The sequence below is a fragment of the Parachlamydia sp. genome, from assembly GCF_050255895.1.
Taxonomy (GTDB): domain Bacteria; phylum Chlamydiota; class Chlamydiia; order Chlamydiales; family Parachlamydiaceae; genus Parachlamydia; species Parachlamydia acanthamoebae.
This window is the reverse complement of sequence record NZ_JBFWIR010000032.1, coordinates 24317-33258: the sequence shown is the minus strand read 5'-3', so window position 1 is coordinate 33258 and position 8942 is coordinate 24317. Positions and strand designations below refer to the sequence as shown.

Annotated in this window: 8 protein-coding genes; 1 reads left to right on the top strand and 7 read right to left on the bottom strand. The window is 39.6% G+C overall.

The window, feature by feature from the left end:
* The 7 genes from AB7E63_RS07230 to AB7E63_RS07200 form a co-directional block, all read right to left on the bottom strand.
* A partial coding sequence (locus AB7E63_RS07230) for a tetratricopeptide repeat protein (protein WP_428419073.1) occupies positions 1–562 on the bottom strand: 562 nt, incomplete at its 3' end.
* Between the two features lie 3 nt (positions 563–565).
* Positions 566–2284, bottom strand: coding sequence for a hypothetical protein (locus AB7E63_RS07225; protein ID WP_284452720.1), 1719 nt, complete (start codon positions 2282–2284; stop codon positions 566–568).
* A complete protein-coding gene (locus tag AB7E63_RS07220) occupies positions 2278–4005 on the bottom strand; it encodes a hypothetical protein (RefSeq protein WP_284452721.1) in 1728 nt (575 codons plus the stop codon). Before AB7E63_RS07220 ends, AB7E63_RS07225 begins: the two co-directional genes overlap by 7 nt.
* Positions 4002–5147: a VWA domain-containing protein gene (locus tag AB7E63_RS07215; RefSeq protein WP_226987361.1), complete on the bottom strand. Its 1146-nt coding sequence runs from the start codon at positions 5145–5147 to the stop codon at positions 4002–4004. Before AB7E63_RS07215 ends, AB7E63_RS07220 begins: the two co-directional genes overlap by 4 nt.
* Positions 5093–6214, bottom strand: a complete 1122-nt coding sequence (locus tag AB7E63_RS07210; RefSeq protein WP_006342596.1) for a vWA domain-containing protein — start codon at positions 6212–6214, stop codon at positions 5093–5095. The genes AB7E63_RS07215 and AB7E63_RS07210 overlap by 55 nt, the downstream gene beginning before the upstream one ends.
* A gap of 3 nt (positions 6215–6217) precedes the next feature.
* Positions 6218–7063 carry a hypothetical protein gene (locus tag AB7E63_RS07205; RefSeq protein ID WP_006342595.1) on the bottom strand — a complete coding sequence of 282 codons (846 nt, stop codon included), beginning with the start codon at positions 7061–7063 and terminating at the stop codon, positions 6218–6220.
* Positions 7060–7914 carry a ParB/RepB/Spo0J family partition protein gene (locus tag AB7E63_RS07200; protein ID WP_006342594.1) on the bottom strand — a complete coding sequence of 285 codons (855 nt, stop codon included), beginning with the start codon at positions 7912–7914 and terminating at the stop codon, positions 7060–7062. Before AB7E63_RS07200 ends, AB7E63_RS07205 begins: the two co-directional genes overlap by 4 nt.
* A gap of 171 nt (positions 7915–8085) precedes the next feature.
* On the opposite strand from AB7E63_RS07200, the gene AB7E63_RS07195 reads away from it, so the two are divergent.
* Positions 8086–8856: a hypothetical protein gene (locus AB7E63_RS07195; RefSeq protein WP_006342593.1), complete on the top strand. Its 771-nt coding sequence runs from the start codon at positions 8086–8088 to the stop codon at positions 8854–8856.
* The last annotated feature ends 86 nt before the right edge of the window (positions 8857–8942 follow it).

Sequence of the window (8942 nt, the reverse complement as noted above, 5' to 3'; positions counted from 1 at the left end):
AAGCGATGGCAGCCAAGGTCCAAAAAACAGGTTTAATCCAAGAAAATTGATACCAAATAAAAAGAGAAATGCTGGCAATTATCAGGATCAAGCAAAAGGATAAAAGTTGTAATCTAGTGGGCAAAAGCCATTCTTGAAAAAAAACGAGATATTGAAAAACATTTGCTTTGGAGCTGTCTACAATCCCCAACTTTTGACGCGTAATTCTTAAATTTTCTTGCACTTTAGACGAATCAGAAAGTAGGTTCAAGGCTTTTTCATAATACAAAATGGCCAAGGGGTATTCTTCTAATTGAAAATAGGTATTTCCCAGGTTATAGTAAAGTTTGCCGTCTCCATAAATAGGGTGATAAGCAACTTCCATCTCCAAATATCCCTCTAATGCTTGATTAAAGGCTTTTTTTCTCTCGCTGAGAGTGGTTGCCCTTTCACCTTCTTGATAGGCTTTTTCGACCTTCTCCAATTCTTTTTGCAAAGTTTCTCGAATCAAAAAAACGAAACCCGCCATAAGCACAAGGCAGAGTAAACCTGCTATCCCGATCTTTTTGAAATTTTTTGGCATCTTTTACTCCACCTTAGAAAAGAGTTCCTTTCCTTTCGTTAAATATTCCTCGACCGAAACCTCGGGATGACCGGAAAAACGCATTTTTTCAACTTGCATCAAAAACTCACGTACTTCTCCCACAATCCCCTCTCGCGGCAAAGCACCAAAAGTGACCTCTGTCGTTGGAATTTTTTTCTTCTCAACTAAGCGTGTGAGCAAGGCTCGTGTGATTAAAGCAAAGCAGAGATCGGGCTGATGCTGGTTCTTTAAGGCTTCTTTTAAAATTTGCTCACTCTGTGGAATTGTTGAATGGCGTTGCATATCAGCAAGATGTTTTTTTAATTGAATTTGAAATAATAAGAACCCAACACCAAGTGGAATCAGAAGAAGAGACCACCAAGTTGCTAAAAATCGATTATCTAAATTTTGTCTAGTTAAGGGCTCATTGCCTTGAATTTCTATATCGTGCGGTTTCGCATTCTGGGGACTCCACGCCTCCTTCGCATTGACTTGCGTTTCTTTTTGGAGATCCGGCTGAGATTCTGTGACCGTTAGTGGAATAGGAGCTGAGCGTTTAATCACATACTTTTTGGTCTGAGGATTAAACGAAGAAAATTCAATACTCGGGATCTCATGCACCAAAATAGATAATGGACGCATCTCAGCAATAAAAGAAACGGTATCACCTTGAATTTTTCCTGAATCGTGCAAATCGCTCTGTGTGAAAAGTCCTTCAAATCCAGGTTGACAGCATAAATCTGGTAATTTAATAGTCGATAAATCACCCTTACCTGTCACTTGAATCGATAACTGAATCTTATCCCCCACCTGCACAGTGGATGGTGTTAGCATTTTTACTTGGTAAGTAAAATCACCGATGGCACCATTAAACGTTTTGGGTGTAGTTTCTTGAGGAAGTTCATTCACAATAACAGTTACAATAGGCGCTGGAGCACTTAAGAGCTGTCTTTCTGGTCCTGCATATCCTTCAATTAAAGATGGACCATAAACATACTTTCCTGGTTTAACAGCTTCAACCTCTTGCATGATTTCTCGAATACTAAAATTGCCTTCTGTATGGTCATGGATTTGTTTACTCCCCACTTTACGCATGCCCACAGCATCTAGCATAGGGACAAGCTCTTTAGTGAGATTAATATCGGTATTGAAGACATAACGATAAACAAGTTGCGTACGCTCTCCTGGAAACAAGGTCGACTTTCCCTGCACAAAAGCTTCTAATTTTAACACAGGGGTTACATTTGTATTGGTGGACGCAGTGGACTTAGGAGGGGCGGCAGAGGGGGGCTCATAAGTGGAGCTCGGTTTAGCAGGAACTGCTGTTGGTCTGGAAGCATGCGCATCATGAACTTCATAAGAGGAAAGTGCAGACTGATATTTTTTCCCTCCAACTGTGACATGAATATTAGGTAGCACATAAAGTCCCTTATCTTGCGAATCTAACGTAAAAAGATAAATAGAAATAACTAGCGGGCTGCCCTGTGCCATTCGTACATCACGCTGGAATTGGGCTTTTAAAGGCGTTTTCCCATTTAGCATAAAACTTCCAGCGTCCACAGCCTCCTGTGAATCATGCGTAATCATAATCGTCCCAGGCAAGGGTTGTCCAGCAAAGGCCTGATCACTTTCGATCTCCGCTGTCACTTTCACGTCTTCAGCACAAAAACAAAAACTATGCCCGAAAAAAAAGAAGAGAAGCATGAAACCTATTCTTACCATGGTTTGTCTCCTTGGTTGATCGAAGCTGGAGCATAGGCTTGTTTCAAAGCGCGATCACTTTTTTCCATTTCTTGAGCCATTTTAAAAACTTGGTTCATTTTCTGTTCCGCAGGTTGCGTGGAAGAGGACGTATTCTGTTTTTGCGGTTGTTGGGCTTGCTGAAGATTTTTTAACTTTTCTAAAGCAGTAAACCAATCTTCTACTGCTTGCTCTTGTAAAGAGGCCACTTTGGCAAAATTCGATTCCGGGGTTTGTAAGTTTTTTTCTGCTGCTCGTGCTTTTTCATATCCGGACCCTACAAAGGACAAGATATCTTTCCAATCCTTTTCTGAAAATTGATCATGCGTATTTTTTTGCTGCATGTTGACAACCGCTTCTAAAAATTGCGGAATTTCAGCAAAAGTTTCGGTTTGCCGATTCTGCACAATCTTTTGAACCTCCTCGATTTGCTTCGGCATTTTTTGTTGCAATTGATTGATTTTTAATGCAAAGCGCTGTTTCTCGATCGCTCTTCTCAGCAATTCTTGAGCATCTGTTTTGCCGCCTCCCTCTTGCTGATCCATCACATTTTTTAATTCCTGCTCAGCCTCTTCAAAATAAAAACGTCCTAAAACATCGTTTTTTTCTTTCATGAAGTGCACACTTTTTTCCAGATTTTGAGTGGACTTTTGCAAACCTGTCCTTATCTGATCTTTCCCCCATTCTTGCAGCTGTTTTTGCTCCTCCAATAAACCAACGAGGGCAAGTGTGGATAAAGAATCTTGTAATTCCAAATTGAGATAAGACTGATTAAGCCTTTGCAACAAAGACATAAAGGGCCTTCCTTTCCATATTTTTTGCAAAAGATTTTGCAAATTCTTCTCAGCTAAATTCAAATGCTCTAAGCTTTCTTTCCATCTTCCCTGCTGCATCTTATCCAGAGCTAAATTAAAGTCATCCGAGGCATAATGAAAGGGAGATTGCGATTCTTTTTCGAAAAAAGGCTGCAAGGTTTTCCAGAGAAAGATCCAAGATTGCGCATTCGATAAAAACCATTCTTTATAAGCTTCCTCTTGGGAGGATGTAAAAGCTTGAGATCCTAAAAAATGGAGGTCTTCTATAATAGCATTTACACCTGTCAACAAGAGTGGGATTCCATTTTCTGGAGAAAACTGAGAAAGTTGTTTTTGCTGATTCACTTGTATCGCCGAAGCAAGCTGTATACGAATCTCTCTTGTGATAGCACGCAAATTTTCTGAGACCTCACAAACCTGGCTACCTTCAATGCGTTGTAACGAACACTCTGCCTTTTGTGCTTCTTCTGCATTCATCAGAGCATTTTTTAAAATATACACAACAGAGATAAAATGATCCTCTGTATCACTCTGATTTTGCGATAGCTGAATTCCTTGAAATAGACGTGTAATGGCTAAATTTTTTTTCAGAGAAATCACTAATAAGGGGAAAGATGTTGCAGATGGAGCGATTTGCTGAAATTGCGATAAAGCTTCATTCCATTTTTTTTGTGCAAGCAAAGCTGTCCCTCTATTGTACATCACAATTTCCTTCTGCCAACGCCACATAGGGAGCTGCAAAATTTTTCCATATTCTTGTTCAGCTCGTTGATAATCTCTCGCTGTAAATTGTCGGTTGGCGATATCGGTTTTAATTTCAGACTCCGTTTCTGCCGCACATAGGGCTAGACCAAGGCATGAAATCACCCAAACCATCCACAGTTTCATTTGGGACTCCGTGTTTGATGACGCACAATAGGAAAAAGAATTTCAATTGTTAAAAAAAGAAGCGCAAAGGCTAATGGATATTGGAAATATAGGGTGTAGATTAAAGATTGAACCATATCTTCTTTTACAGAAGAAGTCTCGTTGGGCTTTGATATCCATTCCTCGAGGTTTTTCTTTTTCATTTTGCTGAGGATATCCTGAGCAATCTCAATGGAAGACTCCTGGTCTGCGATGATATACTCCCCGGAACTCTCTCCAATTTGTTTGAGCCATGTATCATCTCTTTTGGAATGAATTCTTTGCCCTTGTTCAAGAACATCAGGAATTTCCCCTCCTTCTCTAGAGCCAATTCCTATTGTATAAATGGTTAATCTATCCTTAAATTTTGTTTTCAAGTCATCTAGAAGGACTCTTAAGTTTTTGGCTTTTTCTTCGGCCGAGATATTTTCTGTGTCTTCCCCATCGCTTAATAATACAGCCACCAACTTTCGATCTTGCGGCAACTCTGAAATTTCTTTCTGGATGGCTTTTACAGCATTAATCAGACTTGTTCCAGTGACATTCCCCTCATTTATCTGTAGATCTCGTATCATTAAACGCAAAAATAAGGCATCCATCGTTGCAGGAGAAAGTCTGGTCGCTTGCCCCGCAAATCCCCACAAAGAAGCACTTTTACCATCGAGCTGTCGAGCAAGCTCGTCCACAATTTCTTTTCCATATTCAGAACGGGTTTGGTTACGAATATCTTTCACTTGCATCGACGCAGAAGTATCCAGGATGAATTGCATCTGATGTGTAGGAATCCCTTCTTCCTGCCCAGTTGAGAGAACTCTATTTGGTGCATAATGACTATTCCCTTTTGGTTGCATAAGGGCTAATACTGCTGCTAGCCAAGTCAGACACAGAAGTGTCCCCTTTACCCAAGTACTTACAGGATCTCGAGGAAGCATGACCATTTGGACAATCTTTGAATACTGTTGCATTACACTCAAGCGGTGGCGATGTAAAAACATCCCGGCTAAAACAAACAGGAAAACTCCCGGAATTAAAAAGGCGGCGAGAGGGAAATCAAAGAAAAGATCTTTTATCATGGTGCTGTTCTCAATAAAAAAGCCTTTAGAAGAACCGAAAGCAATAGGCATCCTAATCCAATGACGATCAAATAGGGATATAAGGAAATCCTTTGATATCTCATTGGCTGATCTCGTTTACTCAAAACAGGCAATATACTTTTTTCTAGTTTATCGATATCGGCATAAATATTTTTTAATTCTTCAATATGATCGAGAAGATAAAACTTCCCGCCTGTTATTTCTGTCACTTTTTGCATAACTCTTCTCTCAGATCCAAATTCTTCCGATGCGATGCGGGGTTCCACATTAATGATATACACACGTACCCCCTGCTCTTTCGCATATTTGGCAGCATCTTCCAACTCAATACTGCGATATTGATCTTCCCGATCGAGTGGGTTAGGATCTTGAAAGCCATCTGTCACGATTAACATGATCGAGTTTTTGATTGTATAAGGAGAAGCTTCTTTAAGTTCTTCTGCAAAATGTTTTGTGGAGGCAATCAAATTAGCTGTTTTAAAAATCGCATAACCAATGGATGTCCCGTCCTCGTCTTGATGCTTCACAATTGAAAATTTATTGAGTTGATCGATAATCGCTTGATGATCCAATGTCAGGGGAGATAGAACCTGTGCAGTTCTGGCAAAACCAATCAATCCAACAAGGTCGTTGTGTAGTCCCTTCAAGCCTTTGGTGGGATCGCCTTTTACAAAGTCTTTGGTTATTTCCACAATAAAATCGATTTTTGGAACAGAAATGCGTCCTTTTTCATCGGAACTGAGTGGAATTTTTTGTGCCATAGATCCTGATTGGTCCAAAACCAGATAGATGGCAATTCCCTCATGAGGAGTGTGATCTCGCGCACGCTCCCCACGATCTGGTTTTAAGAGATAAAAATGGGGATCCATCCATGCAATTGTCAAAAAGGCTAAAGATCCGATTTTTAACCAAAAAGGGACTGCAGCATACTTAGCTCTCCAACTCAAGGTCAGTGGCTTTAAATCTGTCAAATTAGAAAATAAAAAAAGGGGTTGCTGGGGAAGTTTGCCGGCTTTCCAAAGCCCTAAAAAAATCGCCCATCCCAATAGAGCAAAAAAGCTAGATAAATAGCTGATTTCAAAGGAAATACCTTCCATGACTCAGCCTCGATTGTTTTCTTGCGGCAACCAAAAATATAAAAGTAGACTGTTTGTAAAAATAGAAAAAAAACTCATCGCAATGGTAAAGGCGACCAACCAAGGATGCAAAAGCCCCATCGCAGCAAAAGGGATTCCTAAAACCGGATATAAAAATGCAAACCCCACATTCTGACGCATTTTTCTAATGGCCTCTTTTGATACGTCTTCCGCTTTTGCTATGGCCAATTCCTCTTCAAGGTTTTCCTTCAACCAAGCCACTGTTCGATTATAGATGTTTATAATGATGGGCATGGCTAATCCTAGCATGCAGGGACAGGCCATCACCCACACATCTGCACCGATTCCACAAGCACGCCAACCATTTCCTTTTATCAGCCACCATGTCAAAAAGGCAATCACGCTACTCAGCGTAATCACACCTAAAAGAACATGTGCAAGGCGATCAGCAAAAACTTTCGGGAGCAAGTCAATTTGATTTCTCTGCTTACCAACAAGTAACCATTCTCCTAGTAGCAAAACAGTGATTGTAATCGCACTCACCATAAAAAAAGATGGTAAATTTTGTTGCCATAAAACGCAGCTATATAGGTAAACAACTGTTGAAATCATCATAAGCACCGTTTTGTGGCCGACTTGTCTTTTACGTAAAGCATGGTAAGCTTGCCAATAGAATAAAAAACCACCTATTAGTTGAATGAGAGTTGCCAAAATGAACTGTATATTTTCTGAGATGAAGATTTGTCTGCCCGTTAGCATTCCCCCAATTTGCACAAAAAATGGCAAGCAGAGAAAACATGCGGCTAAGCAGAGTATCAAAAGTACTTTCTTTCCATCCCCTAATTTCATGGATCAGCCCCCTCAGATTCAAAAAAACTTAATACTCTATCTAAATCATCTAAGCTATAGTAATCAATAGTGATTCTGCCCTTTTTGCCTTTTCCTAAAATATGCACTTTTGTTCCTAACTTCCGTTGAAGCTTTTCCGATAGCTGTTCAAGGAAGAAGTCTCGATTTGCATAAACCAAAGCATTTTTTTTGGCTTTTTCTTGAATGCGCAAACTAGCTTGTTCGGCTTCTCTAACTGTTAACTCATCCCTTAAAATCAATTCATAAAGCAAATGTTGTTTTTCTAAATCTGGCTGGGAAAGAATAGCTTTTGCGTGCCCCATGGTAATGACATTCTTTGAAACATCATCCTGAATATATTTTGGTAGGGTTAATAAGCGGAGATAATTGGACACTGTCGAACGCTTCTTTCCAATTCGCCCAGCTAATTCATCTTGACTAAACCCAAATTCCAGCATCAAGCTCTTTAAGGCCTTCGCAACTTCAATGGGATTTAAATCGACTCTTTGCACATTTTCGATCAATGCGGCTTGTGCAGATAGCTGTTCACAGCTGTTGCGCACGACCACTTTCAAGGTAGTCAATCCAGCGATTTGCGCAGCTCGGCAGCGTCTTTCCCCAGAAATGATCTCGTACTTTTTTTCATTGGCTTCATTTGTCACCAAGCGGACAAGAGGAGGATGTAAAATACCCACAGCTTTAATTGAACAAGCTAACTCATCAAGTTCCTCTTCTGAAAAATTCCGGCGTGGCTGAAAAGGATTCACTTGAATTTGAGAGAGTTGAACTTCAACCAACTCTTCCTGATAAAATGTCTCTTCGTTATTTTTTTTCTCTACAACTTGATTCATCACGACCTGCAAGGTTTTTCGCTTTACAATAAAAACTATTTGTTTATGATTAATGCTTTACAGCAAGAAAATGGTAAATGATTAAAGAAAACATTCATTAAATTTCAAGCTGTTTTTATCTTTTCCGCAAAATTCTAGAACTTATTTTTGACTGAGTGTGGTTAAACTACAATGAAAAAGCAGCATAAACATCTATCGTCTCCTTTTGAAACTTCTGAAACAGCCTCTTCTTCTTCCCAATTTGATTGGGATTCTGTAATGCACTGGCTGGAAACAAATGGCAAAATCCTTCTTGGAGTCGCTGCCATTCTGTTTTTTTTATTGATTCTTTTCTTCCGCTTTATTTTCGATGACGGAAAAAATGCAGAAGCAGACTATTTTCAAGCAGCCTCCGCCTTTCATATATTTGAAACTGCACATCCTGGCACCAATCCAAAAGTTGAACTGGAAGCTTTAGATACATTGAAAGGTTTGTTAACCAAGAGACCCGAATTACATGCCGCTTACGATGGAGTGATCGCTCAAACTCTGATTAACCGTGGTTTGATTCAGGATGCGCAACCTTTTGCTGAATCAGCTCTTTCTCGCACAAAAAAAGACGAGCTCCCTTTTTATACAATCTTTGCACAAACAACATTGGCCATCTGTGATAAAAAATATGAACAAGCTTTAAATGCTACTCAAACTCTCGCCAAACAAATGGAAGAACAAACTGACCACTTTTCTTTTGGCGAAACTTTAAACGCATTTAATCTACTACGCCTGGCCATGTTGAATCAACAATTGGGAGCCCCTCAAGAAGAGCGCAAAGTCTGGGAGTCTTGGGATTCCTTTAGAAAAAAATCTCCTGTTGTTTATGAAAAAATTGCTCGAGAGTTTGAAAGTGAAAAGATTCTTTTAACTAATTATGTCGAATCTCGTGAAAAGATTTTAAAAAAATAAGCATCATTAGCTTGCAGGTATTTTTTTTAGATGATAAATCTAGAATAAGCACTCAGTAGTTTAAATTGATAAATTATTGGGTAAAT

Coding starts and splice junctions, on each gene's coding strand:
- AB7E63_RS07210 (WP_006342596.1), bottom strand. CDS start 6,214: ATGGAAGGTATTTCCTTTGAAATCAGCTATTTATCTAGCTTTTTTGCT.
- AB7E63_RS07205 (WP_006342595.1), bottom strand. CDS start 7,063: ATGAAATTAGGGGATGGAAAGAAAGTACTTTTGATACTCTGCTTAGCC.
- AB7E63_RS07220 (WP_284452721.1), bottom strand. CDS start 4,005: ATGAAACTGTGGATGGTTTGGGTGATTTCATGCCTTGGTCTAGCCCTA.
- AB7E63_RS07215 (WP_226987361.1), bottom strand. CDS start 5,147: ATGCCTATTGCTTTCGGTTCTTCTAAAGGCTTTTTTATTGAGAACAGC.
- AB7E63_RS07200 (WP_006342594.1), bottom strand. CDS start 7,914: ATGAATCAAGTTGTAGAGAAAAAAAATAACGAAGAGACATTTTATCAG.
- AB7E63_RS07225 (WP_284452720.1), bottom strand. CDS start 2,284: ATGGTAAGAATAGGTTTCATGCTTCTCTTCTTTTTTTTCGGGCATAGT.
- AB7E63_RS07195 (WP_006342593.1), top strand. CDS start 8,086: ATGAAAAAGCAGCATAAACATCTATCGTCTCCTTTTGAAACTTCTGAA.